Below are 24,674 nucleotides of genomic sequence, written 5' to 3' on the forward strand. Positions count from 1 at the left end.
CATGACTCGAGACAACGACACGGCCGGTCTGTCCGGCGAGGAGCAGGTCACCCTCCGCAGCCCCGCCGAGCTGGCTGACGCCCTGCCCTACGTTCTGGGCTTCCACCCCGATGACAGCGTGGTGATGATCGCGCTGCACGGCCCGCGCGGCCGGTTCGGCGGCAGACTCCGGCTCGGTATCCCCCGCGTCCGCGAGGAGTGGCCCGAGGTGTGCGACCAGCTCGCCGAGTGCCTGATCGGGGGCAGCGAGCGGCGAGGCGACCGGCCCGATGGGATCGTGCTGTTCCTGTGCCAGGAACCGGCCGAGGGCGAGTCCGGCCGGGAGGTGATGGAGCGGCTGCGGCCCCTCGCCCAGCGGCTGCGCACCGCGTGCGGCGGCTTCGAGGTGCCGGTCTTCGAGGCGCTGTGCATTTCCGACGGCCGGTTCTGGTCGTATGTCTGTCCCGACCGGCGCTGCTGTCCGCCGGAAGGGGTGCCGCTCGCCATGCCGGGCACCTCGGTGATGGCCGCGGCGGCGACCTTCGCGGGGGTGCACGTGCGCGGTTCGCTGCGCGAGATGGAGGCCAGGCTCGCGCCGCTCACCGGGGCCCGCGCCGAGGGGCAGGAGCGGGCGCTGGACATGGCCGGGAGCCGTCTCGTACCGAAAATCCTGGGCGGTGTGGACTGTGCCGCCGTGCGGGAGGAGACCCTCGGCACGGCACGCCGGATGATGGACCGCTTGTGCGGCGCACCGCCGATCGCCGACCCGGGCACGGCCGACGCCCGCGACGACGGCCTGCTGGACGACGAGGAAGCCGCCTCGGTGATCATCGGGTTGCAGGACCGGGTGGCGCGCGACCGGGCCGCCGAGTGGATGGAGGAGCCGGAGGCCGAGGCGGCGCTGCGGCTGTGGCGCGCACTGGCCCGCCGCTGCGTCGGCTCGTACGGGGAGCATGCCGCGGCCCCGCTCACCCTTACCGGCTGGGTCGCCTGGTCGTCCGGTGACGAACCCTCGGCCCGGGTCGCGCTCGGCCGTGCGCTGCGGGTCGATCCGCACTACCTCTTCGCCAAGCTGCTCCATCAGGCGTGCAACGAGGGGCTCGATCCCGAGCTGTTGCGCCAGTGTCTGCGCCGGGACAGCGCGGACCAGGCGGTGCACGCCGCGGTCCATGAGGAGCTGCGGCGGCTCGGCGGTACGACCGCCGAGGCGGCCCCCGAGCCCGCGGAGGCGGAGCCCGCGGCGGACGGTGGAGACCATCCGGAGCGGACCGGGCGGCGATGGCCCGTGCGCACCACCGGACCGGGCGGCTCCGGCGGACCGGGCGCGTCCGGTGCCAGGCGGCGGCCGGAGGGCAGGGCCCGGACCCGGCGCAGGACGGGCGGTCGCGGCACGCGCAGCCGCCGCTGACCACGGGCGGCGCCGGACGGACCGTCAGGATCGCCTCGGGTGTGATCGCTCCATGCGGAAGGAGGTGCGAACGCCGAACGGGAAAACGCCTGGGAGAGCGGTTTCGGGAACATTGCCGATCATGCTCAACGGCCTGATTATCGTCAGGCAGACGACTATGATCGTCCCATGCCCTACGACCCATCGGCCTTTCCGGCTTTCGCCGTCACCGTGGATCTGGTCGTGCTCACCGTGCGGCGGCACGCGCTGTGCGCGTTGGCCGTCCGCCGCGGCGAGCCGCCCTTCAAGGGGCGATGGGCGCTGCCCGGCGGTTTCGTACGCGCCGACGAGGACCTGTCCGCCGCCGCGGCCAGGGAACTGGCCGAGGAGACCGGGCTGCACGCGCATGACCCGACGCTTCCGGTCCCGCCGAACGCCGCGCACCTCGAACAGCTCGCCACCTACGGCGACCCGAAGCGGGACCCCAGGATGCGGGTGGTCAGCGTCGCGCATCTGGCGCTGGCGCCCGACCTGCCCGCGCCCCGGCCCGGGGGCGACGCCCACAGTGTCCGCTGGGCCCCGGTCGAGTCGCTGCTCGACCAGGAAGGAGCCTTCGGCCGGGACCCGGACCTGGCCGCCCCGCTCGCCTTCGACCACGCCCGCATCCTCGCGGACGGTGTCGAGCGCGCCCGCTCCAAGATCGAATACTCTTCGCTGGCCACCGCCTTCTGCCCCCAGGAGTTCACGGTCGGCGAGCTGCGCCGGGTGTACGAGGCGGTGTGGGGCGTGGCCCTGGATCCGCGCAACTTCCACCGCAAGGTCACCGGCACCCCGGGCTTCCTGGTGCCCACCGGGGGCACGACGACCCGTCAGGGCGGGCGGCCCGCCCAGCTGTTCCGGGCCGGGGGCGCCACGCTGCTCAATCCGCCCATGCTTCGCCCCGAGGTGTGACGGCCTGTGACACGACGACTCGGCAGGGGGTGTATGTGCCGACGAAATAGGACATAGCGGGTTACCGTGCTCCGGTACGTCACCAGTCCCCACGTGCCACCGAGCGGTTCCATGCCCCGCGGGAGAAGCCATGATCCAGGCCACCGGACTGACCAGCGCCCGCCGCCGCAACCACGCGCCCGCCATCGACGATCTCACCTTCGAGGCCCCGCCGGGGCGTGTCACCGCCCTGCTCGGTGGTCCCGGCGCCGGGAAGACCAGCGCGTTGCGGCTGCTGCTGCAGCTCGACCGGGGCCATGGCTCCGCGTTCTTCCGGGGCCGCCCCCTGCATCGCATCCGGCGCCCGGCCCGCGAGATCGGCGTCCTCCTCGACGATGTCCCAGGGCATCCGGGGCGCACCGCGCGCGGTCACCTGAGAATGCTCGGCGCCGCCGCCGGGGTGCCCGCCGCCCGCGCCGATGTCGTCCTCGATGTCGTCGGTCTCACCGACCTGGCGGACGAGCGCCTCGGCGATCTGGCCCTCGGGATGGAGCGCCGCCTCGGCATCGCCACCGCGCTGCTCGGAGATCCGCACACCCTCGTGCTGGACGAACCGGCCCGGGGTCTGTCGGCCCGTGAGGTCGACTGGCTCAACGGACTGCTGCGCGGATTCGCCGACCAGGGCGGCGCCGTGCTGATCACCACCGAGGACGCCGAAGGGGTCGCCCGCGTCGCGGACCGCGTCCTCACTCTGGAAGCGGGCCGGCTGGTGGCCGATCAGCCGGTCGAGGAGTTCACGCGCACCCGGCTGCGCCCCCGCGTCGTCGTCCGCTCGCCGCTCGCCGGGCGGCTGGCCGCCGTCCTGGAGGAGGAGGCGGATGTCGCCCGCGAGGCGGCGGAAGCCGAGCGGCGAGCGGAGCGTGCGGCGGCCGAAGCGGCGGCTCACGCCCAGGCGGCAGAGGCCGCTGCCGAGGGCGAGGGCAAGGTCGGGATCAAGGTCAAGGTCAGGCTCGGTGGTCTGGGCCGCGCCAAGGACAAGGCGAAGGCAGAGGGCGACACCGCACCCGCGGGGGTGAGCGCTCCCGAGACGGACGCCGAGCCCGCCACCGTCCCCGTATCCGTCCCTGTCCCGGGACCCGGCGTCGAGGCGCCCGCGAGTGCCGCGGCGGCCATGAGTGCCACGGCGCCCGGGGGCGCCGCGGTGGCTGAAAGGGAGCCCGAGGGCGAGGAGGAGGCGGTCGCCGACCCGTTCTCGGTGGTGCGGGACGACGAGACCCGCATCTCCGTCTACGGCCTCCCCAGCGCTTCCGTCGGCGAGACCGCCTACCGCCACGGCATCGTGGTGCACCGGCTGGTCGAGGAGGCCGCCGACCTGGGGCCCGCGACCCCCGCGGGAGTCCGCGCCCGTGACCCCGAGGCCTCGTCGCCCCGGGTGCTCCACAAGCTCCGGCTCCCCGGCCCCGCCTGGCCGATGCGATACGAACTGCGCCGCGCCACCGGAGTACGGACCGGCTGGCTGATCGGTGCCGCGGCGCTCGCCCTCTCGCTCCTCGCCTCCGTTCTGCTGGCCCGCGAGGGCGGAGCCGGGGAGCTGCACCGGCTCACCGGCTGGCCGGCCGACCTTCCGCTGCCGCCCATCGCGATCGCCGCCGGGCTGTTGGGCGCCCTCGCCTTCGGCGACGAGTTCCGCTATCCGGCACTGGCCCCCGCCCGGGACGCCGTACCGCAGCAGATCGGACTGCTGGCCGCCAAGTTCGTCGTCTGCGCGGTCGGGGCCACGCTGCTGACGCTCGGCGCCATCGTCCTCGACAGCGCGGCGCTCCTGCTGCTCGTCGGGGGGAACGCGGTTCCGCTTCCGAGCGACTGGCCGGTGCTGATGGCGAGCGTTTTCGGCCTCACCATCGGCTGCTCTTGGGCCGGGCTGCTCGCCGCGGGCGTCTTCCGGTCCACCGCGCTCGGGCTGGCCACGCTCCTCGCGGTGCCGCTCCTGGCGGTTCCCGTGGTCCGGCGAGCGATGGACGAGCCGTCGCTGCACCTGCTCGTCGGGCTCCCGCACCGGCTGCGCGCCGTCGCGCTGGACCGCCCGCCGTCCGTGCTCAACCGGGGAGTGGCGGCCGTGCTGCGGCTCGCGGGCCAACCCGTGGGGCAGGCCCTGATGCTGTCGGTGGCGGTGCTGCTGTTCGCCTACGCCCTCACCGGGCTGCGCGGCAGAAGGGCCCGCCAGTAGGCGGCCGACCGCGGACCGGCCCCTGCGCCCCGGTCCGCGGCTCGGAACTGGTGATGCAGGGTCGGCTCGTGAAGTGGTCGCAACTCCGGTGAAGGGTGCTGCTTTCTGTCCGAATCAGCGTCAATTGTGAGGTAATGGGCGATCACCCTTTCGTGTGCTTTTCACCAAAGACCTCAAGGGCCTCCGGAGCGTCGCCGACAAAGGATGCGTGAGTACCCTTGCGCACACCACCATGACCGCGGCTCGTCCCGCCGACTCCGGCCTCGCTGGCTCGGGCGAGCTTGACCGCTACTCCTACGCCGACGCCCCCGGCGCCGACCGCGGCAGCGCCCCCTCCTGGGACGGCGCGGACGCGGAGATCGGCCGGGTGGGCCGCCGCGCGGCCGGCAACCGGGGCCGCGGGCTGCACGGCCAGCTCGTTCAGCAGCTCGGACAGATGATCGTTTCCGGCGACCTGGGCGCCGACCGCCCGCTGGTCCCGGAGGAGATCGGACAGCGCTTCGAGGTCTCCCGCACGGTCGTCCGGGAATCGCTGCGCGTCCTCGAGGCCAAGGGCCTGGTCAGCGCCCGCCCCAACGTCGGCACCCGGGTCCGCCCGGTCAGCGATTGGAACCTGCTGGATCCGGACATCATCGAATGGCGCGCCTTCGGGCCACAGCGCGACGATCAGCGCCGCGAGCTGTGCGAGCTGCGCTGGACGATCGAACCGCTGGCGGCGCGCCTCGCCGCGGGGCACGGCCGCGAGGACGTGCAGCAGCGACTGGCCGACATGGCCGAGATCATGGGGCACTCGCTGACCCAGGGCGACACCCTCACGTTCTCCCGCGCCGACGCCGAGTTCCACGCCCTGCTGCTCCAGGTCGGGGGCAACCGGATGCTGGAGCATCTGGCGGGCATCGTCGCCGCCGCCCTCCATGTCTCCGGGGCACCGGCCACCGGCTGTGACCGGCTCACCGAGGCGAGTGTCGGCCACCACCGCCGGATCGTCGAGGCGGTCGGGTCGGGGGATGCCGCGGCGGCCGAAGCGGCCGTGCGCCAACTCCTGATCGTCCACCCGGACCTCGACCACGCCGAGGTCGGGGTGCCCGCGCCGCGCGAGCACTGACCCCGCGGCGCATGCGGCGCCCGGGGTGTACGGCGTATGGCAAACCGCGGGCGGCGGGCCGCCGGCGGTGAGCGGCGTACGGCGTACGGAGCGGCGTCGCCGGATCCCGCCCGCGGGTTCGGCGGCGCGGCGCGAAACGTGAACGACGGCGCGGGGCGGGAGGCTCGGGACGTGACATGGACCGCAGTACGGGCGGATCGGGAGCGCCGCCCGGGAGCCGGTGCGTGATCGACTCGGAGTTATCTGTCCCGTTTGGTGAGTATGAGGACCGATATGTGGTGTGACTCGGGCCACGACGATTGGGCGTAACGCTCTTTGGGGCAGCGCGATGATTAAAGAGGTGGCAGTCGCGGAGGGAATACAGATGTCGCTCGCGACGCTGTACTCCTCCGCACTCCGCCCGCGCGCCGTCGGTTCATCCCTGCCGGCGGTCGTCGGCTCCGGTCCACAGCGGACGGGGCCGGAAGCCGTTTCCAACGTTCCGAGAGGTTGTTCGTGTCGGCCAGCACATCCCGTACGCTCCCGCCGGAGATCGCCGAATCCGAGTCTGTCATGGCGCTCATCGAGCGGGGAAAGGCTGAGGGGCAGATCGCCGGCGATGACGTGCGTCGGGCCTTCGAGGCTGACCAGATTCCGCCAACCCAGTGGAAGAACGTTCTGCGCAGCCTCAACCAGATCCTCGACGAGGAGGGTGTGACGCTGATGGTCAGTGCCGCAGAGGCGCCCAAGCGCACCCGCAAGAGCGTCGCAGCGAAGAGCCCGGCAAAGCGCACCGCCACCAAGACCGTCGCGGCCAAGACGGTCGCCGCCAAGAAGGCCCCCGCCGCTCCGGCCGCTCCCGCGACCGCCGCGGGCGGCCCGGCCGAGGAGGCGTCGGCGGAGCCCGCGAAGAAGGCCGCGGCCAAGAAGGCCACGGCCAAGAAGGCGGTGGCGAAGAAGACCACCGCCGCCAAGAAGACGGTCGCGAAGAAGACCACCGCCAAGAAGGACGTCACCGACGAGATCCTCGAGGCCGAGGACGTCATCGAGGAGGTGCCGGCGGCGGGCAAGCCGGCCCCCGAGGGCGCCGAGCCCGAGCCGGAGAACGCGGGCTTCGTGCTCTCCGACGAGGACGAGGACGACGCCCCGGCGCAGCAGGTCGCCGCGGCCGGTGCCACCGCCGACCCGGTCAAGGACTACCTGAAGCAGATCGGCAAGGTCCCGCTGCTCAACGCCGAGCAGGAGGTCGAGCTCGCGAAGCGGATCGAGGCCGGTCTGTTCGCCGAGGACAAGCTCGCCAACGCCGACAAGCTCGCTCCCAAGCTCAAGCGCGAGCTGGAGATCATCGCCGAGGACGGCCGTCGCGCCAAGAACCACCTCCTGGAGGCCAACCTCCGTCTGGTGGTCTCCCTGGCCAAGCGCTACACGGGCCGCGGCATGCTCTTCCTGGACCTGATCCAGGAGGGCAACCTCGGTCTGATCCGCGCCGTCGAGAAGTTCGACTACACCAAGGGCTACAAGTTCTCGACGTACGCCACCTGGTGGATCCGCCAGGCGATCACGCGTGCCATGGCCGACCAGGCCCGCACCATCCGTATCCCGGTGCACATGGTCGAGGTCATCAACAAGCTCGCGCGGGTGCAGCGCCAGATGCTCCAGGACCTGGGCCGTGAGCCCACCCCGGAGGAGCTGGCCAAGGAGCTGGACATGACCCCTGAGAAGGTCATCGAGGTCCAGAAGTACGGCCGCGAGCCGATCTCCCTGCACACCCCGCTGGGCGAGGACGGCGACAGCGAGTTCGGTGACCTCATCGAGGACTCCGAGGCCGTCGTCCCGGCCGACGCCGTGAGCTTCACCCTGCTCCAGGAGCAGCTGCACTCGGTGCTGGACACGCTCAGCGAGCGCGAGGCGGGCGTGGTGTCCATGCGCTTCGGCCTCACCGACGGTCAGCCGAAGACGCTCGACGAGATCGGCAAGGTCTATGGCGTGACGCGTGAGCGCATCCGCCAGATCGAGTCCAAGACCATGTCGAAGCTGCGCCACCCGTCCCGCTCCCAGGTCCTCCGGGACTACCTGGACTAAACGGGCCGCGCCGCACAGCGCCATACGAAGGCCGGGTCTCCTTTCGGGGGCCCGGCCTTCGCGCTGTCCGGGGACGGCCCGTCCTGGCTGTCCGAGGGTGCTCCACCCGGATGGCCCACGGCGGCCCGCCCCGGTTGGCCCACTCCGGGATGCGGACCGCGCCGAGCGGGGTGACGCTGGGTGGGCGACTCGCTCCGTACGGTCAGGAGGCTGCATGTGTAGGTCGCTGCCGTCATTCTCCGCACGCCTCGCCGTGCTGCTCGCCGCCGCGCTCGCGCTGCTGCTGATCGCGCCCGCCCCGGCGACGGCCGACCGTGCCGTGGTGGGCGGGCATCGGGTCCGTACGGCCGAGGCGCCCTGGGCCGTCGCGCTGGCCAGCCGTGAGCTGTTCGGCGCGAAGCGCTCGGGGCAGTACTGCGGCGGTGTGGCGGTGGCCCCCACGCGGGTCATCACGGCGGCGCACTGTCTGAGCCGGGCGGTGCTGGGTAAGAAGTGGCAGGACGTGCAGGACCTGCGGGTGATCGTCGGCCGCAATGATCTGCGGGGGACCCGCGGGGTGGAGATGGCACCGGCGAAGGTGTGGGTCAATCCGGCGTACCAGTCCGACGACCGGGCCGGTGACATCGCGGTGCTCACCCTGGGGCGGCCGCTGCCGCCCGCCTACGTCATCCACATGGCACGGGCCGGGGATCCGGGCTACCGGCCCGGGAGCAAGGCGCTGGTGTACGGCTGGGGTGACACCGACGGCGACGGCAGCTATGCGCTGACGCTGCGGGCCACGGCGGTGCGCGTCCTGACCGACGCGACGTGCCGGAGCGCCTACCCCGGAAACACGGAGGGCGATTATCAGCCGGCCTCGATGGTCTGTGCCGGGGTCACGAGCGGCGGCCGGGACGCCTGCCAGGGGGACAGCGGAGGTCCGCTGGTCGCCGACGGGCGGCTGGTGGGCCTGGTGTCCTGGGGGAGTGGCTGTGCGGTGGCCGGGCGGCCGGGCGTCTATACACGGGTCTCGGCGATGGCGTCCCTGGTGGCCGCGTATGGCTGAGACGGCCGAGCGGGCGCCTCGGGCCCGCCGGGAGGCCCGGGAGGCAGGGTCACGAGACGCCGCGACACGAGCGCGGGCGGCCCTCCCCTGGCTGGGGAGGGCCGCCCGACATCCGGCCCTTGGCCGGCTTCGCTCGTCGTCGTGGCGCGAAAGGCGTCGGCGTCAGTCGTCCGACGCGGATGCCGGAGCGGCGGTCAGCCGCTCGGTCTCGTCCTGTATTTCCGCGGCGATCTTCTTGAGTTCCGGCTCGAACTTGCGGCCGTGGTGGGCGCAGAAGAGCAGTTCACCGCCGCTCATCAGGACGACGCGCAGGTATGCCTGGGCGCCGCAGCGGTCGCAGCGGTCAGCGGCCGTCAGCGGGCTCGCGGGGGTCAGAACAGTAGTCACGTCGCCTCTTCTCTAGCTCGACGAGCTGTCGTACCAGGATCAACATCCAACCAGCCCGATATCGTTCCCGCTCGTGGCTTTTTCTCAAAAATTGCTTCTGAGGGGCCGGATGATGACGGTTGGCGGCGAATGAGCCGTATTGCGTTGGTTTACGGATTCACGTCGCATGTCGGGTTTTGTCCTCCCGGCTGGGTTGCCGGTTGTTCATGAGGACGTGCCCGGAGCCTAAATGGTTCATGCCTCCAAGGGAACGTGATGTGTGCTTCACGCCAAACGGGTTATCGAACGTACGAGCGAAACTGGGGCTGCCCGGACTAGGATGGACGTTTCACGGGTGGCGGCACGAAGGCTCTATCAGGCCTCGGTACGCTCTGACGGGCGACCCGTGCCACCATCGTGCCCAAAGTCGGGCCAACAGAAATTCAGCGAGGAGCGAACCGCGTGACCGCCGACACGTCCGTGCCGTCCACTGCGATGCTGACCGGAGCAGACCGGGGCGGCTCCAACTACACCGCGCGGCACCTTCTCGTCCTCGAGGGGCTCGAGGCAGTGCGCAAGCGCCCCGGTATGTACATCGGATCGACCGACAGCCGCGGTCTCATGCACTGCCTGTGGGAGATCATCGACAACTCTGTGGACGAAGCCCTGGGCGGCTATTGTGACCGCATCGACGTGCATCTGCACGACGACGGCTCCGTGGAGGTCAGGGACAACGGCCGGGGGATCCCGGTCGACGTCGAGCCCAAGACCGGGCTGTCCGGTGTCGAGGTCGTGATGACCAAGCTGCACGCCGGTGGCAAGTTCGGCGGTGGCTCGTACGCCGCCTCCGGCGGTCTGCACGGCGTCGGTGCCTCCGTGGTGAACGCGCTGTCCAGCCGCCTCGACGTCGAGGTGGACCGGGACGGCAAGACCCATTCGATCAGCTTCCGCCGCGGCGTCCCCGGTATCTTCACCGAGTCCGGACCCGACGCCCCCTTCGACCCCACCGGTGGTCTTCTCAAGGGTAAGCGGATTCCCAAGACCCGCACCGGCACCCGCGTCCGCTACTGGTCGGACCGGCAGATCTTCCTCAAGGACGCCAAGCTCTCCCTGGAGAACCTGCACGCCCGCGCCCGCCAGACCGCCTTCCTGGTGCCGGGCCTGACGCTGGTCGTCCGGGACGAGCGGAACCTGGACGGCCGGGACGGGCCCGTCGAGGAGACCTTCCGCTACGACGGCGGGATCAGCGAGTTCTGCGAGTATCTCGCCCAGGACAAGGCCGTCTGCGACGTGATGCGGCTGTCCGGGCAGGGCACCTTCAAGGAGACCGTGCCGGTCCTCGACGAGCGCGGCCACATGACGCCGACCGAGGTCACCCGGGAGCTGGGCGTCGACATCGCGCTGCGCTGGGGCACCGGCTACGACGCCACCACCAAGTCCTTCGTGAACATCATTGCCACCCCCAAGGGCGGCACGCATGTCTCCGGCTTCGAGCGCTCGGTCACCAAGACCGTCAACGAGGTGCTCCGCACCGCCAAGATGCTGCGCGTCGCCGAGGACGACGTCGTCAAGGACGACGTCATGGAGGGCCTGACCGCGGTGGTGACCGTGCGGCTCGCGGAGCCGCAGTTCGAGGGCCAGACCAAGGAGGTGCTGGGTACCTCGGCCGCCTCCCGGATCGTGGCCAACGTGGTCACCAAGGAGCTGAAGGCGTTCCTGACCTCCGCCAAGCGGGACGCCAAGCAGCAGGCCCGCGCCGTCCTGGAGAAGGTCGTCGCCGCGGCCCGTACGCGGATCGCGGCCCGCCAGCACAAGGAGGCGCAGCGCCGCAAGACCGCGCTGGAGTCCTCCTCGCTGCCCGCGAAGCTGGCCGACTGCCGCAGCGACGACGTGGACCGCAGCGAGCTGTTCATCGTCGAGGGCGACTCGGCGCTGGGTACGGCCAAGCTCGCCCGGAACTCCGAGTTCCAGGCGCTGCTGCCGATCCGCGGCAAGATCCTCAACGTTCAGAAGTCGTCCGTCTCGGACATGCTGAAGAACGCCGAGTGCGGGTCGATCATCCAGGTCATAGGGGCAGGCTCGGGCCGTACGTTCGACATCGACCAGGCCCGCTACGGCAAGGTGATCTTCCTCGCCGACGCCGATGTCGACGGCGCCCACATCCGCTGTCTGCTGCTCACCCTCTTCCAGCGCTATATGCGGCCGATGGTGGAGCAGGGGCGGGTCTTCTCGGCCGTACCGCCGCTGCACCGGGTGGAGCTGGTCAACCCGAAGCGGGGCCAGGAGAAGTACATCTACACGTACTCCGACAACGAGCTGCGGGAGACGCTGCTGGACCTGGAGCGCCGCGGGGTCCGCTACAAGGACGGCATCCAGCGCTACAAGGGTCTCGGCGAGATGGACGCCGACCAGCTCGCGGAGACCACGATGGACCCGCGGCACCGCACGCTGCGGCGTATCAACATCAGCGACCTGGAGGCCGCGGAGCACGCCTTCCACCTGCTCATGGGCAACGAGGTCGCGCCGCGCAAGGAGTTCATCACCAACTCGGCGGCGACCCTGGACCGGTCGCGCATCGACGTCTGAGGCGTCCGAGGCGTCCGAGGCGTCCGAGGCGTCCGAGGTGCCCGAGGCATCCGAGGCGTCGGTCACTCCGTACCCGAGCCGTCTCTCCACCCCCGGGTGGAGGGACGGTTTCCACCCGGGATCCGCCCTGGCTCCGATCCCCGCGGCCGGGCCCGTCCGTAGCGTCGGGAGCGTTGTCGTTCCCGCCCCACGGAGGCTCTCGTCATGCCGGAACTCGCCAAGGCAGTGCTCATCGCCGCGGTCGTCGTCATCGTGCTCGTACGGCAGTTCCGGCCGCAGAAGGTGGCCGAGGACGCGCGGCGCTGGTGGGTGGTCCCGGTGGTGCTCGGGTTCCTCGCGCTGCGCGAACCCGGGCTGATCGACCACGACCACCGCGTGGCCGCCGCCGCGCTGCTGGTGGTGGAGGTCCTCGTCGGGGTGGTGACCGGGGCCGGGTGGGGGTGGACCAGCCGGGTGTGGACGGACGACTCCGGCGCGGTCTGGATCCAGGGCGCCAAGACCACGGCGATGGTGTGGGCGGGCGCCGTGGTGTGCCGGGCGGCTCTGGCGGGGGTGGGCGCACTGGCGGGCGTGTCGCAGGGCAGCGGCCCGCTCATGCTCTCCCTCGCGGCGTCCCTGCTGCTGCGCGGCGCCGTCGTCATGATGCGGGCGCGGGGGACGGAGCCGGTGCCGGGCCGGGCCGGTGCGCAGGGCACACTCAACCGATGACCAGATGGACGGAGTGGCCTTCGCGGCAGGCGCTCACGCGTCAGGGCGTGCCGCGGACCCGGCTGCTGATCAACGGCGGCATATGGGTGGCCGGGGCCGGGTGGCTGCTGGTGGGCGTCGTCCGGGACGACGCCTTCCCCGGGATCCAGCGGGTGGCGCTGATCGGCGCCCTCGCCGGGTGCGCGGCCCTGCTGTACGCGCTGCGTCGCGTCACCGTGGACCACCGGCTCGCCCCCGCCCTGGCGCTGCTCGCCGTGCTGATCGGCGCGGCCGCCGCGCTGCACGCCGCCGGGGCGCGGAGCCCGGCCGCCGTGGTCTGGATCGTGAGCGCCATCCTCGCCATGGAGCGGCTGCCGCTGGCGGTGGCGCTCGGCTGCGCGGCAGCGGCCTCCGGGGCGTATGTGCTCGCGAGTGGCAACTCGCCGCTCGGCGAGGTGGCCACGGTCGGGGGCCTGCTGGTCGGCGGCTATGCGCTCCGGCTGGACGAGGAGGCCCGCGGAACCGGCTACCGGCTGCTCGAGCAGGAGCGGGTGGCCCGGCGTGCGGAGGCCGAGTCGGCGGCGCTGGCCGAGCGGTCCCGGATCGCCCGGGAGATCCACGATGTGCTGGCGCACAGCCTGTCCGCGCAGCTGGTCCACCTGGAGGCGGCGCGGCTGCTGATCGAGCGCGGCGAGGACTCCGCGAAGGTGCTGGACCGTGTGGTCGCCGCCCGGGGGATGGCCCGCGACGGGCTCGCCGAGACCCGGCAGGCGCTGTCCGCGCTGCGCGGCGAGATGGCCCCGGTGGAGGACTTCCTGCGGGATTCGGCCGCGGCCGAGGGCGCCCGCTTCGTACGGGAGGGCGAGCCGCGGCCGCTGACCGCTGAGGCGGGGCTCACCATCCGCCGGGTTGCGCAGGAGGCGCTGACGAACGTCCGCAAGCACGCGCCGGGCGCCCGGGTGGAGCTGCGGCTGGGCTACGCCGAGCACACGGTCTCGCTGGAGGTCCGCGACGGCGGCGCCCGTAAGGCACCGGCCGCCGCCGGTCTGACGGGGAGCGGCGCCGGGTACGGTCTGCTCGGAATGCGCGAGCGCGCCGAACTCCTCGGCGGCACGCTGGAGGCCGGGCCGGAAGGGGAGGGGTTCGTGGTGCGACTGCGGGTGCCGCTGTGACGGCGCGGATCGTGGTGGCCGACGATCAGACGGTGGTGCGCGAGGGCATCGTGATGCTGCTGGGGCTGCTGCCCGGTATCGAGGTCGTCGGCTCGGCGGGCGACGGCGAGGAGGCGCTGCGGCTGGTGGCCGAGCTGGCCCCGGACATCGTGCTGATGGATCTGCGGATGCCCCGCTGCGACGGTGTGGAGGCGACGCGCCGGGTGTGCGCCGAGCACCCGGGCACGCGGGTCGTGGTGCTCACCACCTACGCCGACGACGACTCGCTCTTCCCGGCACTGCGCGCCGGTGCCCGCGGCTATCTGACCAAGGACGCCGACGCCGACGAGATCGTCCGGGCCGTGGAGGGCGTGATGTCGGGGGACGCCGGGCTGTCGCCCAAGGTGCAGCGGCGGCTGCTGGAGCGGTTCGCGGACCGGGGCGAGCCCGAGCGGGAAGCCCCCGCGGGGCCGCTGCCGGACGGGCTCACGCCCCGTGAGGCCGAGGTTCTGGCGCTGGTCGCCGAGGGGCTGTCCAACCCGGAGATCGCGCGTCGGCTGCAGATCGCGCCCGCCACGGTGAAGACGCACATCAACAACCTGTTCGCCAAGACCGCGGTCCGCGACCGCGCCCAGGCCGTGCGCTACGCCTACCACCACGGCATCGCCGCTCCGCCCGACACCGATTCCGGGTTGTTCATCACCTGAGTCACCTGATGGGGTGAACGTCCGGTATTGGAGTATCCGGGATCTTCCCACTCTGTCCATCCTTGGGCACGCCAACGCGGCAGTGAACAAGGAGCTTTCGGGTGGACATGCACAACGCGCGCGATGCCGGGGCGGCCCGGCCGGACGATCCCTGGTACGACGCGCTCGCCTCCGGCTGGGGCGGGCCGGACGAGACGACCGGCCCGCCCCGGCGCGCCCGCCCGCCCGCTGCCGAGGAGGTGTACACGGAGGTGCACGGCAGCGCCGCCTTCCAGGAGGTGCGCAGGCGCTACCGCCGTTTCGTCTTCCCCGCGGCCGCCGCCTTTCTGCTCTGGTACCTGGCGTATGTGGTCGCGGCGACCACCGCGCCCGGCGTGATGGCCCGTCCGGTGGTCGGCGCGCTCAATGTCGCGATGGTCGCGGGCCTCGCCCAGTTCGCCACCACCTTCCTGCTGACGTGGGCGTACGCCCGCCACGCGCGGCTGCGCAGGGACCGGGTCGCGCTGGAGCTGCGCTGGGTGACGCAGGAGATGATGCGGGGGCACGGGCGGTGACCGGCAATCAGCAGAGCCTCGCGCTGCTGCTCTTCGGCGTCTTCGTGGCCGCCACGCTCGCGATCACCACTTGGGCGAGCCGTCGACGGCAGGGCTCCCCGGAGGAGTTCTACGCGGGCGGGCGGCTGTTCTCCCCCATGGAGAACGGCTTCGCCATCGCGGGGGACTACATGTCGGCCGCCTCCTTCCTCGGCATCTCCGGCCTCATCGCGCTCTATGGCTACGACGGGGTGCTCTACTGCGTCGGCTTCCTGGTGGCCTGGCTGATGGTGCTGCTGCTGGTCGCGGAACTCGTCCGCAACTGCGGCCGGTTCACCCTGGCCGATGTGCTGGCCGCGCGGATGAGCGAGCGCCCGGTCCGCATCGCCGCGGGCGTCTCCTCGGTCACCGTGTGCGTGCTCTACCTCGTCGCCCAGATGGTCGGCGCGGGCAGCCTGGTCGCCCTGCTGCTGGACGAGACGGGGTCCCGGGCCCGGTCCTGGACGGTCATCGGCGTCGGCACCCTGATGGTGGTCTTCGTCGCGCTGGGCGGGATGCGGGCCACGACCTGGATCCAGATCGTGAAGGCCGTCCTGCTGATGGGCGGTGCGGTGGCGCTCACCGTGCTCGTCCTGGTCCGCTTCCACGGGGACATCGACGCCCTGCTGAGCACCGCGGCGCTGCACAGCGGGCAGGGCAGCGACTTCCTCGCCCCGGGCCTCGCGTACGGCGACGGCTGGACCGCCCGGCTGGACTTCGTGAGCCTGGGGATCGCTCTCGTGCTGGGCACCGCCGGTCTGCCGCACATCCTCTCGCGCTTCTACACCGTGCCGACGGCCCCGGCCGCCCGCCGGTCCGTCATCTGGTCGATCGGGCTGATCGGCGGCTTCTACCTGATGACGATCGTGCTGGGCTTCGGCGCGGCGGCCGTGCTGGGCACCGATGCCGTACACAGCTCCAACGCGGCGGGCAACACGGCCGTGCCGCTGCTCGCGCTCGACCTCGGCGGGGGCGCCGGGTCGACGGGCGGGACGGTGCTGTTCGCGATCGTCGCCGCCATCGCGTTCGCCACCATCCTCGCCGTCGTCGCCGGGATCACCCTCGCCTCCTCGGCCTCCGTCGCCCATGATCTGTACGCCTCGCTGAGCCGCCGCAAGGACCGCACACCGCGCAGCGAGGTCGCCGTCGCGCGGGTCGCGGCGGTCGGGATCGGGGCGGCGGCGATCGGCCTGGGGCTGCTCGCCGACGATCTCAACGTGGCCTTCCTGGTGGGGCTCGCCTTCGCGGCCGCCGCGTCCGCGAATCTCCCGGTGCTGCTGTACTCGCTGTTCTGGCGGCGGTTCACCACGCGCGGCGCGGTGTGGTCGGTCTACGGCGGGCTGGTCCCGGCGGTGGTGCTGGTGGTGCTCTCCCCGGTGGTCTCCGGCGGCCCCGAGGCGATCTTCTCCGGGGTGGACTTCCACGTCTTCCCGCTGCAGAACCCCGGGCTGGTCTCGGTCCCCCTCGGCTTTCTCGCCGGGTGGCTCGGCACGGTCCTCTCCGGCGAGGCCGCGGACACCCGCGGGCACGCGGCCAGGCACGCGGAGACGGAGGTACGGGCCCTCACCGGGGCGGGAGCCGCCTGAGTGCCCCGCCCGGGCCCGAGCGCCTAGGGCTCAGACCCAGTCGTAGCGGTGTTCCGGGCGGCCGGTCTCGCCGTACTTGAGGCTGAGCCGTACCCGGCCCGTGCGCTCCAGGAGCTTCAGATAGCGCTGGGCGGTCTGTCTGCTGAGCGACGCGCGCTCGGCGACCTCCTGGGCCGACAGCGGGCCGTCGGCGCCGCGCAGCACCTCCCGTACCAGGTCGGCGGTGAGCGCGGAGTGGCCCTTGGGCAGCTCGGCGGGGCCTGCCGAGGCGCCGCCCAGGGCGCCGAAGATCCGGTCCACCTGGTCCTGCCCGGCCTCGCCGCCGCCCGACAGGGCGCGCCGCAGCGCCGCGTAGCCCTCCAGCTTGGCCCGCAGCCCGGCGAAGTTGAACGGCTTGACGAGGTACTGCAGCGCGCCGTGGCGCATCGCGGCCTGGACGGTGCCGATGTCGCGGGCGGCGGTCACCATGATGATGTCGGTGTGGTGGCCCAGCTGCCGCAGCCGCCCCACCAGCGCCAGCCCGGTCTCGTCCGGCAGATAGTGGTCGAGCAGCACCAGATCGGCGTGGCCCCGCTCCAGGAAGGTCAGCGCGTCGGCGGCCGTGTGCGCCTGCCCGGCGACCCGGAAGCCCGCCACCTTCCCGACGTACGCCGCGTTGACGCGGGCGACCCGCACATCGTCGTCCACGACCAGGACCTCGATGAGGCCGCCCAGGCCGGTGTCCCATGTCATCGCGGCTCTCCTGTCGCGGTCAGCGGCGCCTCGGCCGGTTCCTCGGTCAGTGCCTCGGGGAGGACGACGGTGAACTCGGCGCCGCCACCGTCGCGGTCGGCCACCCGTGCGCTGCCGCCCTGGCGCTCGGCGAGGCGGCGCACCAGCGCCAGCCCGATGCCGCGCTGTCCGTGCGCGGGCGGCTTCTTGGTGGACCAGCCCTCGGTGAAGACCAGGTCGCGCCGGTCGGCGGGGACGCCGGGCCCGGTGTCCGAGACCCGCAGCAGCACCGTACGGTCGTCCGCGCCCAGCTCCACCTCGACCCGCGGCTCGGCCGAACCGACCGCCGCGTCCAGGGCGTTGTCGATCAGGTTGCCGACGATCGTCACCAGCCCCGGCGGATCCACCAGCCGGTCCGGCAGCAGGGTGCCCTCGCCGATGCGCAGGGACACCCCGCGCTCCGTGGCGACCGTGGCCTTGCCGACCAGCAGGGCAGCCAGCAGCGGATCGTGCACCCGCTCGGTGACCTGCTCGGCGGTGGCGCGGTGCACGCCGACCGCTTCGGTGATGAACTCCACCGCCTCCTCGTGGAGTTCCAGTTCGAGCAGGCCGAGGAGGGTGTGCATCCGGTTGGCGTGCTCATGGTCCTGGGCGCGCAGTGCGTCGATCAGCCCGCGGGTGCCGTCCAGTTCGCGGCCGAGCCGCTCCAGTTCGGTGCGGTCACGCAGGGTGGCCACCGCGCCGCCGTCGTCCGTGGGCATCCGGTTGGCGACCAGCACCCGGCCGCCGCTGACGGTCAGCAGGTCGGCGCCGGTGACCCGGCCGGCGAGCACATCGGTCGTACGGCCGGGCGGCAGCACCGCCTCCAGCGGCGCTCCAGTGTCCTCGGCGCGCAGGTCCAGCAGCCGCTGCGCCTCGTCGTTCATCAGCCGGATGCGGCCGTGCGCGTCGAGCGCGACGACCCCCTCGCGGATGCCGTGCAGCATGGCCTCGCGCTCGGCGAGCAGCGCGGAGATGTCGGAGAAGGCGAGGTCATGGGTGCGCCGCTGGAGCCTGCGGGACACCAGATAGGCCGCCAGGGCGCCGGCGGCGAGCGCGCCGCCCGCGTACGCGAGCATTCCGGGCAGCGCGCCGAGCAGCCGTCCGCGCACGGTCTCGTACGCGATGCCGACCGACACCGCGCCCACGATGCGGCCGTTCCCGTCGCGCAGCGGCACCTTGCCGCGCGCGGAGCGGCCGAGCGTGCCGTCGTCGATCTGCATGACCTCATGGCCCGCGAGGGCCTCGTCGGGGCTGGTGGAGACGTGCTTGCCGATCTCGCCCGGGGAGGTGTGCGACCAGCGGACCCCGCGCCGGTCCATGATCACGACGTATTCGGCGCCGGTCGACCGGCGGATGCGCTCCGCCGCGGCCTGGACCGGGCCCCGCGGGGAGGGATGGGTGTGCTGCAGCGCCGTGACCAGCCGCGGTTCCGAGGCCGTGGTCTGGGCGATGGACAGGGCACGGCGCATGGCCTGGTCGTCGAGCTGGGAGCCGAGCGGACGCAGGAAGAGGCCGGTCGCGAGCACGGTGACACCCGTGGCGATGGCCAGCTGCATCAGCAGCACCTGGGAGAAGACGCGTCGGGGCCAGCCGATGCGCCACCTTGTGGCCGTGGCGGACGGCCCCGGCGGTATCGCGGCGCTCATGGCAACGAAGGGTAACGAAGGGCGGGACGCGGGGACGCCGCCAGGACCCCCGTGACCCCGCGCGAGGCGGGCGAGGCCGGGGGCGGCCGGGGGAGAAGGTCGCTCAGCGCCTGCCGATGGTTACTGTCCGTGCGTCGCGCGCGGGCCGCACCGCCCGGATGCCGACCACGTCCATACGGGCCGGGGAGCCCAGCGGCGAACCACAGCTCTGCTGCCGCGGCGGGGCGGCGGCCACCTGCGCCACGCTCACCCGCCACACCCGGCCGTCGGTGTGCGCCACGGTCACCGACCAGGCGGGGGCGGCGCTCTCGGTCCGTACGACGGTCAGCGCGTCGGCGCCGTCCTCACCGGTCAGCTCGCGGACGGCCAGCTCGGCCGCCTGTCCGGGCCGCTCCCAGGCGGAGCGGCCGCGGCAGCCCTCGGTGGCCACCCGGTTCTCGCGCAGCGCCGCGAGGGTGTCCTTGACGTCCTGGGCGGTGACCCGGCCGTACGCGTACCCGTGCGGCAGGACGACGAGCGTCGGCGAGAAGCGGTGGCCGCCGATGTGGGTGATCTCCCAGGTGCCCTCCACCCCGGCGGCGGTCAGCTCGGCGGCGAGAGGGCGGCCGAGCAGCGCGCAGCAGCGGTCGCGCTTGCCGTTGGTGCACACCAGCACGAGCGGGTCGCCGGTGTACTCCTCCCACTCCCCGGGGACGTCGCCGGGAGCGTCGTCGCACGCACCGGCCAGCCCGCCCGGGTCGCCCGCGCCCAGCGCGGCGAAGTCCAGGCCGAGCAGCTTCCCCGGGTCCGCGAGGGCGGTCGTGCGGATCCAGGGGCGGCCGGGCCGGGTGTGCGCCACGAACACCCGGTGACGGCTGCCCGCGTGCAGGTCGGCGTGGCGGCCGGGCCGACGGATCAGCGCGACCCGTACGCCGGTGCCCTCGGCGGCGCGCTCCAGGGCGCGGCCCACCGCCGGGTCCAGCCGGCTGGCCGTCAGGGCTTCGGTTCCCCAGGGGCCCGGCTGTTCGAGAAGCAGCCAGGTGGGGGCGGTGGCCGCCGTCCCGGCGAGCGGCTCGGACAGATTCCGGGAAGCGGTCGTGCACGTGCTCACGAAGGTAAGCCTAACCTCTGTCGATCAACTTCGCGCACGGGTGGGGGAATCAGGGTGACGGGCGGAGCGGGACGGCCCGGTTCCCCCCTGGGGTGCACCCTGTTCCGCGGGGCGGGGACGGCGGGAGAATGGCGCTCCGGGGGCGGAGGGGGGTTCCTCATGCGTGGGCTGTGGGCGCGGTGGCGCGGGCGCCGTGGGAGGCGCGGAGCGCGGCTGGATCCGGCGCTGAAGGCGAGGGTGCGGACGGCGTACGCCGAGGGGCGGCCGATCCCCGAGGCGCTCGCCCGGCAGGCGGCGCTCGCCGGTGACCGGGAGGGCATGACGGTCTACGGCATCGGGCTCGGCAACCGCGGTGCGTACCCGGAGGCCCTGCACTGGCTCGGCAAGGCGGTCGCCGCCGGGGACCTCACCGCGCTGGTGGTGCTCGGCACCCTGCGGCTGGATCTCGGCGATCCGGCCGAGGCGGAGCGGCACTTCCGGAAGGCGGCCGACCGCGGCCACTCCGGCGCCCAAGCCGCCCTCCGGCAGCTGCGCGCCCGGCGCAACGGAGCCGGGCACTGACCTCCGCCCATCGCGGCGCATCCGCCCGGCCGGGCATGCGCAGGGGGCGCGGCACCCTCCGGTGCCGCGCCCCCCGCCGTCCGTTTCCGGCCGTGCCTAGACCGGCCCGGCGACCACCGCCACCGGCTTGGTGAGCGGCATTCCGGAGCCGTCCCGGCGCGGATCGGGCTCGGGCAGTGGCACCGGGGCGCCAGTGGCGGACGCCGCGCGGGCCGGGGTCGCGCCCGCCCAGGCCAGCACGAGACAGTCCTCGCCCTTGAGGAACCGCTGACAGCGCACCCCGCCCGTGGCCCGCCCCTTGCGCGGGTACTGGTCGAAGGGGGTGAGCTTGGCCGTCTGCTGTACGGAGTCGTCGAGCGTGTCGTGCGCACCGGAGACGGTGAACACCACCGCGTCGGCCGCCGGGTCGACCGCCGTGAACGAGATCACCTTCGCGTCGGGCGCGAGCTTGACGCCCGCCATGCCACCCGCGGCACGCCCCTGTGGCCGCACCTGACCGGCCGGATAGCGCAGCAGATGCGCGTTGTCAGTGATGAAGACCAGATCCTCCTCGCCGGTGCGCAGCTCGACCGCGCCCACGATCCGGTCGCCCTCCTTGAGGCCGATGACCTCCAGCTCCTCCTTGTGGGCCGGATAGTCCGGGACCACGCGCTTGACGACGCCCTGCTCCGTGCCGATCGCGAGCCCCGGCGAGGATTCGTCCAGGGTGGTGAGACAGATCAGCTCCTCGCCGTCTTCCAGCGACAGGAACTCGGCGATCGGCGCCCCGCCCGCCAGATCGGGCGTCGCCTCCGGGAGCTGTGGCAGGTCGATCACCTGGAGCCGCAGCAGCCGCCCGGTCGAGGTCACCGCCCCGACCTCCGCGCGGGCCGTCGCCGGGACGGCCGAGACGATCACGTCGTGCTTGCTGCGCTTGGTCTGTCCCTCGCCCGCGAGCGGTTCCCCGTTCGCCGTACGGGCCAGCAGCCCGGTGGAGGACAGCAGGACCCGGCACGGGTCGTCCGCGACCTCCAGCGGCACCGCGGCCAGCGGGGCGTCGGCGGACTCCAGCAGCACCGTGCGCCGCGGGGTGCCGAACTTCTTGCCGACCGTGGCCAGTTCGGAGGAGACCAGCTTGCGCAGCTCGGCGTCCGAATCGAGGATCCGGGTCAGCTCCTCGATCTCCGCGTTGAGCCTGTCGCGCTCCGACTCCAGCTCGATCCGGTCGAACTTGGTCAGCCGGCGCAGCGGAGTGTCCAGGATGTACTGCGTCTGGACCTCGGACAGCTGGAAGCGGTCCATCAGCGTTTCCTTGGCCTGCGCCGAGTTCTCGCTGGACCGGATGAGGCGGATGACCTCGTCGATGTCGAGCAGGGCCACCAGCAGCCCCTCGACCAGGTGCAGCCGGTTGCGCCGCTTGGTGCGCCGGAACTCGCTGCGTCGGCGCACCACGTCGAAGCGGTGGTCGAGGTAGACCTCCAGCAGCTCCTTGAGCCCCAGCGTGAGCGGCTGGCCGTCCACCAGCGCCACGTTGTTGATGCCGAAGGACTCCTCCATCGGCGTGAGCTTGTAGAGCTGCTCCAGCACGGCCTCCGGGTTGAAGCCGTTCTTGATCTCGATCACCAGGCGCAGGCCGTGCGCACGGTCGGTGAGGTCCTTGACGTCGGCGATGCCCTGGAGCTTCTTCGCGCCGACCAGGTCCTTGATCTTGGAGATGACCTTCTCGGGGCCGACGGTGAAGGGCAGTTCGGTGACGACGAGGCCCTTGCGGCGGGGCGTCACGTCCTCCACGGCCACCGTGGCGCGGATCTTGAAGGTGCCGCGCCCCGTCTCGTATGCGTCCCGGACGCCGCTGAGCCCGATGATCTGTCCGCCGGTCGGCAGGTCGGGTCCCGGCACATGCCGCATCAGCGTGTCGAGGTCCGCGTTCGGGTGCCTGATCAGGTGGCGGGCGGCGGCGACCACCTCGCCCAGGTTGTGCGGCGGCATGTTCGTCGCCATGCCGACCGCGATCCCGGACGTGCCGTTGACCAGGAGGTTCGGATAGGCGGCGGGGAGGGTGACGGGCTCCTGCTCGCTGCCGTCGTAGTTCGGCGAGAAATCGACCGTGTCCTCGTCGATGGACTCGGTCATCAGCGAGGTCGCCGAGGCCATCCGGCACTCGGTGTACCGCATGGCGGCCGGCGGGTCGTCATTGCCCAGCGAACCGAAGTTGCCGTGGCCGTCGACCATCGGCAGGCGCATCGAGAACGGCTGCGCCATGCGCACCAGGGCGTCGTAGATCGACGCGTCACCGTGCGGGTGGAGCTTACCCATCACCTCGCCGACGACGCGGGCGCACTTCACGAAGCCGCGCTCGGGGCGCAGCCCCATTTCGTTCATCTGATAGAGGATGCGGCGGTGCACGGGCTTGAGCCCGTCGCGGGCGTCGGGCAGCGCGCGCGAATAGATGACCGAGTAGGCGTACTCGAGGTAGGAGCCCTGCATCTCGTCGACGACGTCGATGTCGAGGATGCGCTCCTCGAAGTCGTCCGGCGGCGGACTCTTCGTGCTGCGGCGGGCCATCGCGCTTGCGGCTCCTTCAACGGGCAGAGCGGGATCTGACGCGGACCATTGTGGCCCCGTCCGCCGACAACTGTGGAACGGGCCGTCCCCGAGAGGCACCGCGCGGCCCCCGTGAGCGGACCCGCGCGGCCTTTCCCCAACCCGTTTCCGCGCTCCCGCGGGAGCGCGGCGGGACCTTGGCCGGACCTTTGCGTGACGGGAACTTCGCCAGATGTCCGTGCGGTTGCATACAGTGACAGAAGCGCTCATCACGCGGTTCGCACGCGCTCCATCACGCGATCGAAGGGACGTACATGCCCATGGGTCACACGGCCACGCAACAGGCCGGCTCCGGCGGCCTGAAAGCGACCGAGCACCGTCTGGCCAACGGCCTGCGGGTGGTGCTCTCCGAGGATCACCTGACCCCGGTCGCCGCGCTCTGCCTCTGGTACGACGTCGGTTCACGCCACGAAGTCAAGGGGCGTACCGGCCTCGCCCACCTCTTCGAGCACCTGATGTTCCAGGGCTCGGCCCAGGTGACGGGGAACGGCCACTTCGAGCTGGTGCAAGGAGCGGGCGGCTCGCTCAACGGCACGACCAGCTTCGAGCGCACCAACTACTTCGAGACGATGCCCGCCCACCAGGTCGAGCTGGCGCTGTGGCTGGAGGCGGACCGTATGGGGTCCCTCCTGACCGCGCTGGACGAGGAGAGCCTGGAGAACCAGCGGGACGTCGTCAAGAACGAGCGCCGCCAGCGCTACGACAACGTTCCGTACGGCACGGCCTTCGAGAAGCTCATCGCCATGGCCTACCCCGAGGGCCATCCGTACCACCACACGCCGATCGGCTCGATGGCCGACCTGGACGCCGCCTCCCTGGAGGACGCCCGGGAGTTCTTCCGCACGTACTACGCGCCGAACAACGCGGTGCTGTCCATCGTCGGTGACATCGACCCCGAGCAGACGCTCGCCTGGATCGAGAAGTACTTCGGCACCATCCCCTCCCACGAGGGCAAGCGGCCGCCGCGCGACGGCACCCTCCCCGAGGTCATCGGCGGGCAGCTGCGCGAGGTCGTGGAGGAGGAGGTCCCGGCCCGTGCCCTGATGGCCGCCTACCGGCTGCCGCACGACGGCACCCGCGAGGCCGACGCCGCCGACCTGGCGCTGACCGTCCTCGGCGGCGGTGAGTCCTCCCGGCTGCACAACCGCCTGGTGCGCCGCGACCGTACGGCCGTCGCCGCCGGGTTCGGCCTGCTGCGGCTGGCGGGCGCGCCGTCGCTGGGCTGGCTGGACGTGAAGACCTCCGGCGGGGTCGAGGTGCCCGGCATCGAGACCGCCGTCGACGAGGAGCTGGCCCGCTTCGCCGAGGAGGGCCCGACGCCGCAGGAGATGGAGCGCGCCCAGGCGCAGATCGAGCGCGAGTGGCTGGACCGGCTGGCCACCGTCGGCGGCCGCGCCGACGAGCTGTGCCGGTTCTCCGTGCTGTTCGGCGACCCGCAGCTGGCCCTGACCGCCGTGCAGCGGGTGCTGGACATCACCGCGGAGGAGGTGCGGGCCGTGGCCGCGGCGCGGCTGCGCCCCGACAACCGCGCCGTGCTGGTCTACGAGCCCGTCCAGGGCACCGAGGACGTGGACGGGGCAGACCGGTCCACCGACGCCGCCGACACCGACGCAGAAGGGGAGGCGGCCCAGTGAGCGACGCCGTCACCGCCA

19 protein-coding genes are annotated in these 24,674 nt (G+C 72.5%); 14 read left to right on the forward strand and 5 right to left on the reverse strand.

Annotation, left to right across the window (positions count from 1 at the left end):
• Nucleotide 1: 1 nt before the first annotated feature.
• The 6 genes from ACZ59A_RS18140 to ACZ59A_RS18165 all read left to right on the forward strand — a co-directional run bounded on the left by ACZ59A_RS18140 (nt 2) and on the right by ACZ59A_RS18165 (nt 8,734).
• Nucleotides 2-1,387 carry a DUF4192 domain-containing protein gene (locus ACZ59A_RS18140; protein ID WP_470959803.1) on the forward strand — a complete coding sequence of 462 codons (1,386 nt, stop codon included), beginning with the start codon at nt 2-4 and terminating at the stop codon, nt 1,385-1,387.
• 168 nt (nt 1,388-1,555) lie between these two features.
• Nucleotides 1,556-2,317 carry an NUDIX hydrolase gene (locus tag ACZ59A_RS18145; protein WP_470959805.1) on the forward strand — a complete coding sequence of 254 codons (762 nt, stop codon included), beginning with the start codon at nt 1,556-1,558 and terminating at the stop codon, nt 2,315-2,317.
• A gap of 130 nt (nt 2,318-2,447) precedes the next feature.
• Entirely contained in the window at nt 2,448-4,523 is a 2,076-nt protein-coding gene (locus ACZ59A_RS18150; RefSeq protein ID WP_470959807.1) for an ATP-binding cassette domain-containing protein, read from the forward strand.
• Between the two features lie 154 nt (nt 4,524-4,677).
• Nucleotides 4,678-5,628, forward strand: a complete 951-nt coding sequence (locus tag ACZ59A_RS18155; protein ID WP_470959809.1) for a FadR/GntR family transcriptional regulator — start codon at nt 4,678-4,680, stop codon at nt 5,626-5,628.
• A gap of 489 nt (nt 5,629-6,117) precedes the next feature.
• On the forward strand, nt 6,118-7,689 hold the full coding sequence (locus ACZ59A_RS18160; RefSeq protein WP_470959811.1) for an RNA polymerase sigma factor: 1,572 nt from the start codon (nt 6,118-6,120) through the stop codon (nt 7,687-7,689).
• A gap of 214 nt (nt 7,690-7,903) precedes the next feature.
• Nucleotides 7,904-8,734 carry a S1 family peptidase gene (locus ACZ59A_RS18165; RefSeq protein WP_470959813.1) on the forward strand — a complete coding sequence of 277 codons (831 nt, stop codon included), beginning with the start codon at nt 7,904-7,906 and terminating at the stop codon, nt 8,732-8,734.
• A gap of 162 nt (nt 8,735-8,896) precedes the next feature.
• On the opposite strand, the gene ACZ59A_RS18170 is transcribed toward ACZ59A_RS18165, so the two are convergent.
• Complete coding sequence (locus ACZ59A_RS18170) at nt 8,897-9,121, reverse strand: DUF7455 domain-containing protein (RefSeq protein ID WP_358620766.1); 225 nt, start codon at nt 9,119-9,121, stop codon at nt 8,897-8,899.
• Between the two features lie 441 nt (nt 9,122-9,562).
• Here ACZ59A_RS18170 and ACZ59A_RS18175 point away from each other — a divergent pair, with 441 nt between their 5' ends.
• The 6 genes from ACZ59A_RS18175 to ACZ59A_RS18200 all read left to right on the forward strand — a co-directional run bounded on the left by ACZ59A_RS18175 (nt 9,563) and on the right by ACZ59A_RS18200 (nt 16,389).
• The gene (locus ACZ59A_RS18175) at nt 9,563-11,686 is read left to right on the forward strand and encodes a DNA gyrase/topoisomerase IV subunit B (RefSeq protein WP_470959815.1); all 2,124 of its coding nucleotides are present in this window, start codon (nt 9,563-9,565) and stop codon (nt 11,684-11,686) included.
• 204 nt (nt 11,687-11,890) lie between these two features.
• Complete coding sequence (locus ACZ59A_RS18180; protein ID WP_470959817.1) at nt 11,891-12,394, forward strand: DUF1453 domain-containing protein; 504 nt, start codon at nt 11,891-11,893, stop codon at nt 12,392-12,394.
• Nucleotides 12,391-13,545, forward strand: a complete 1,155-nt coding sequence (locus ACZ59A_RS18185; RefSeq protein WP_470959819.1) for a sensor histidine kinase — start codon at nt 12,391-12,393, stop codon at nt 13,543-13,545. Before ACZ59A_RS18180 ends, ACZ59A_RS18185 begins: the two co-directional genes overlap by 4 nt.
• Nucleotides 13,542-14,231, forward strand: a complete 690-nt coding sequence (locus tag ACZ59A_RS18190) for a response regulator transcription factor (RefSeq protein WP_470959821.1) — start codon at nt 13,542-13,544, stop codon at nt 14,229-14,231. Before ACZ59A_RS18185 ends, ACZ59A_RS18190 begins: the two co-directional genes overlap by 4 nt.
• 101 nt (nt 14,232-14,332) lie before the next feature.
• Nucleotides 14,333-14,785, forward strand: coding sequence for a DUF485 domain-containing protein (locus tag ACZ59A_RS18195; RefSeq protein ID WP_468047873.1), 453 nt, complete (start codon nt 14,333-14,335; stop codon nt 14,783-14,785).
• A complete protein-coding gene (locus ACZ59A_RS18200) occupies nt 14,782-16,389 on the forward strand; it encodes a solute symporter family protein (RefSeq protein ID WP_470959823.1) in 1,608 nt (535 codons plus the stop codon). The genes ACZ59A_RS18195 and ACZ59A_RS18200 overlap by 4 nt, the downstream gene beginning before the upstream one ends.
• A 30-nt stretch (nt 16,390-16,419) precedes the next feature.
• On the opposite strand, the gene ACZ59A_RS18205 is transcribed toward ACZ59A_RS18200, so the two are convergent.
• The 3 genes from ACZ59A_RS18205 to ACZ59A_RS18215 form a co-directional block, all read right to left on the reverse strand.
• Nucleotides 16,420-17,121, reverse strand: coding sequence for a response regulator (locus tag ACZ59A_RS18205; RefSeq protein WP_470959825.1), 702 nt, complete (start codon nt 17,119-17,121; stop codon nt 16,420-16,422).
• Nucleotides 17,118-18,788 carry an ATP-binding protein gene (locus ACZ59A_RS18210; RefSeq protein WP_470959827.1) on the reverse strand — a complete coding sequence of 557 codons (1,671 nt, stop codon included), beginning with the start codon at nt 18,786-18,788 and terminating at the stop codon, nt 17,118-17,120. Before ACZ59A_RS18210 ends, ACZ59A_RS18205 begins: the two co-directional genes overlap by 4 nt.
• Before the next feature lie 103 nt (nt 18,789-18,891).
• A complete protein-coding gene (locus tag ACZ59A_RS18215; RefSeq protein ID WP_470959829.1) occupies nt 18,892-19,878 on the reverse strand; it encodes a sucrase ferredoxin in 987 nt (328 codons plus the stop codon).
• 159 nt (nt 19,879-20,037) lie between these two features.
• Between ACZ59A_RS18215 and ACZ59A_RS18220 the strand changes: the two genes are divergently transcribed.
• Complete coding sequence (locus ACZ59A_RS18220; protein WP_470959831.1) at nt 20,038-20,439, forward strand: SEL1-like repeat protein; 402 nt, start codon at nt 20,038-20,040, stop codon at nt 20,437-20,439.
• 96 nt (nt 20,440-20,535) lie between these two features.
• On the opposite strand, the gene ACZ59A_RS18225 is transcribed toward ACZ59A_RS18220, so the two are convergent.
• Complete coding sequence (locus tag ACZ59A_RS18225; protein ID WP_470959833.1) at nt 20,536-22,983, reverse strand: DNA gyrase/topoisomerase IV subunit A; 2,448 nt, start codon at nt 22,981-22,983, stop codon at nt 20,536-20,538.
• Nucleotides 22,984-23,282: 299 nt separating this feature from the next.
• On the opposite strand from ACZ59A_RS18225, the gene ACZ59A_RS18230 reads away from it, so the two are divergent.
• On the forward strand, nt 23,283-24,656 hold the full coding sequence (locus tag ACZ59A_RS18230; protein ID WP_470960619.1) for a M16 family metallopeptidase: 1,374 nt from the start codon (nt 23,283-23,285) through the stop codon (nt 24,654-24,656).
• Nucleotides 24,657-24,674: the final 18 nt, after the last annotated feature.

It is taken from the genome of Streptomyces sp. NPDC040405, from assembly GCF_055595765.1.

Coding starts and splice junctions, on each gene's coding strand:
- ACZ59A_RS18140 (WP_470959803.1), top strand. CDS start 2: ATGACTCGAGACAACGACACGGCCGGTCTGTCCGGCGAGGAGCAGGTC.
- ACZ59A_RS18145 (WP_470959805.1), top strand. CDS start 1,556: ATGCCCTACGACCCATCGGCCTTTCCGGCTTTCGCCGTCACCGTGGAT.
- ACZ59A_RS18150 (WP_470959807.1), top strand. CDS start 2,448: ATGATCCAGGCCACCGGACTGACCAGCGCCCGCCGCCGCAACCACGCG.
- ACZ59A_RS18165 (WP_470959813.1), top strand. CDS start 7,904: ATGTGTAGGTCGCTGCCGTCATTCTCCGCACGCCTCGCCGTGCTGCTC.
- ACZ59A_RS18180 (WP_470959817.1), top strand. CDS start 11,891: ATGCCGGAACTCGCCAAGGCAGTGCTCATCGCCGCGGTCGTCGTCATC.
- ACZ59A_RS18185 (WP_470959819.1), top strand. CDS start 12,391: ATGACCAGATGGACGGAGTGGCCTTCGCGGCAGGCGCTCACGCGTCAG.
- ACZ59A_RS18205 (WP_470959825.1), bottom strand. CDS start 17,121: ATGACATGGGACACCGGCCTGGGCGGCCTCATCGAGGTCCTGGTCGTG.
- ACZ59A_RS18210 (WP_470959827.1), bottom strand. CDS start 18,788: ATGAGCGCCGCGATACCGCCGGGGCCGTCCGCCACGGCCACAAGGTGG.
- ACZ59A_RS18220 (WP_470959831.1), top strand. CDS start 20,038: ATGCGTGGGCTGTGGGCGCGGTGGCGCGGGCGCCGTGGGAGGCGCGGA.
- ACZ59A_RS18225 (WP_470959833.1), bottom strand. CDS start 22,983: ATGGCCCGCCGCAGCACGAAGAGTCCGCCGCCGGACGACTTCGAGGAG.
- ACZ59A_RS18230 (WP_470960619.1), top strand. CDS start 23,283: ATGGGTCACACGGCCACGCAACAGGCCGGCTCCGGCGGCCTGAAAGCG.